Annotated in this window: 3 protein-coding genes; 1 reads left to right on the top strand and 2 read right to left on the bottom strand. The window is 51.3% G+C overall.

Going from position 1 to position 1,795, the window contains the following annotated elements:
- The first annotated feature begins 207 nt into the window (after positions 1 to 207).
- Positions 208 to 621 (top strand): EamA family transporter, encoded by a 414-nt coding sequence (locus ACLTD4_RS34050; protein ID WP_117621714.1) that lies wholly within the window; start codon positions 208 to 210, stop codon positions 619 to 621.
- A 65-nt stretch (positions 622 to 686) separates the two neighbouring features.
- On the opposite strand, the gene ACLTD4_RS34045 is transcribed toward ACLTD4_RS34050, so the two are convergent.
- Complete coding sequence (locus ACLTD4_RS34045) at positions 687 to 1,001, bottom strand: DUF1540 domain-containing protein (RefSeq protein WP_002603675.1); 315 nt, start codon at positions 999 to 1,001, stop codon at positions 687 to 689.
- Positions 1,002 to 1,074: 73 nt separating this feature from the next.
- Positions 1,075 to 1,795, bottom strand: a 721-nt coding sequence (locus tag ACLTD4_RS34040; protein WP_412332004.1) for a His/Gly/Thr/Pro-type tRNA ligase C-terminal domain-containing protein, incomplete at its 5' end; no start/stop codon positions are given.

The raw sequence follows: 1,795 nt of genomic DNA, 5'->3' as shown, positions 1-1,795 counted from the left end.
CCCATGAGCCAGCCGGGGCCGACCGGGAAGCAGAGGACGACGGGGCTGTGAACTGTAACGCGAACGCTGCGCTCCAGGTATTTTACGTATTTCAGGATTGAATATTTGCGGGAAATATTTTACAATGATTCTATCAGGCTTCATGGCCGCCGCACTTTATGAAATTGCTGATGCGGTCTGAAGCATTTTAAAGGGGGAATCTCATCCATGTGGTTTTTGTTTGCTCTCCTCTCATCGGTTTTTGCCGCCCTGACCTCCATACTCGCAAAAGTGGGGATCGAAGGCGTCAATTCCAACCTGGCTACCGCAGTCAGGACCGTCGTGGTCGTGATTATGGCGTGGGTCGTCGTATTCATGACCAACACCCAGAACGGTCTTCCCGATATCGGCAGGAAAAGCTGGATTTTCCTGATTCTTTCCGGCCTTGCTACCGGCGCCTCCTGGATCTGCTATTACAAGGCGCTGCAGATGGGGGAAGCCTCCAAGGTGGTGCCCGTAGACAAGTTCAGCATCGTGCTCACCGTCATCCTGGCTTTTCTTTTCCTGCATGAGCAGATCACCATCAAAAAACTGATCGGAATCCTGCTTATTACGGCCGGAACCTTTTTCATGATCCTTTAGGAGGCAAAAACACCGCATGGCAAGAAGCTTACACGCTTCCCGCCATGCGGTGTTTTTATTTTCTATTATCTTTCCCTGAATGATGCACATTCCGTGTGGCTGGCCTCACTCGCACCGTCTCCGGCGATACCGATATGATCCGCGGAACAGTGGCGGCCTTCGTTGTATACACATTTTACCGCTTCACAGTCCACTTCCAGCCTGTTTTCAGGTGTCTTGAACAGGTTATGGTAAGCACCGTCCTTATTCTCGTCAAAGCTGCCGCAGCACGTGTCACACGTGTCTTTTGCCTGCTCGCCCTCTACGATGATCGCAGCCTTACAGCAGCAGTTTTCCGCATTGTGAAGGCAATTTGTCACGTTACAGTCCAATCTCGTCATGGAATATCCCTCCTTGAGAATTCTTAAATTCTATCGCTTCTGCAGGAGTTATTATGCGCAGGCGGGACAGGAACTATTCGACATTAATTGTTTTAATTTCCTTTGTACGGATTTCACGGCTGATGGCATCGATGAAATCGGAAAGGGACTTCTGCCCTTCATCTCCGTTAAAACGGCTGCGGACAGACACAAGGCCGTCCTCCTCTTCCTTCTGTCCTACGACCAGCATGTACGGAAGCTTGGCCAGACGCGCCTCTCTGATCTTGTATCCGATCTTCTCCGCCCGCTCATCCACAGTCGCCAGAATACCGTTAGCCTTAAGCTCTGCTTCCACCTTTTCCGCGTAATCATGATACTTTTCAGATATCGGGAGCACTCTCACCTGTTCCGGACACAGCCATGTCGGGAACGCGCCTTCGTACTTCTCGATCAGCCAGGCCAGAGTTCTCTCATAGCAGCCCATGGAGGTGCGGTGGATAATATACGGACGCTTCTTGGTGCCGTCCTTATCCACGAAGCTCATGTCGAACCGGTCGGCTAAGAACATATCCAGCTGAATGGTGATCATGGTGTCTTCCTTGCCGTATACATTTTTCGCCTGGATATCCAGCTTCGGGCCATAGAAGGCAGCCTCGCCCACCTCTTCCGTGTACTCGATGCCGATGTCGTCGAGAATCTTTCTCATGGCAGCCTCAACTTCATCCCACATCTCAGCATTTCCCAGATAATGGTCGGCATTTTCCGGATCCCATTTGGACATGCGGTAGGTCACGTCTTCTTCCAGTCCCAGCGTC

The sequence above is a fragment of the Hungatella sp. genome (assembly GCF_046966825.1).
Note: the sequence above shows the minus strand (reverse complement) of the source record. Positions and strands in the feature narration are given on the sequence as shown.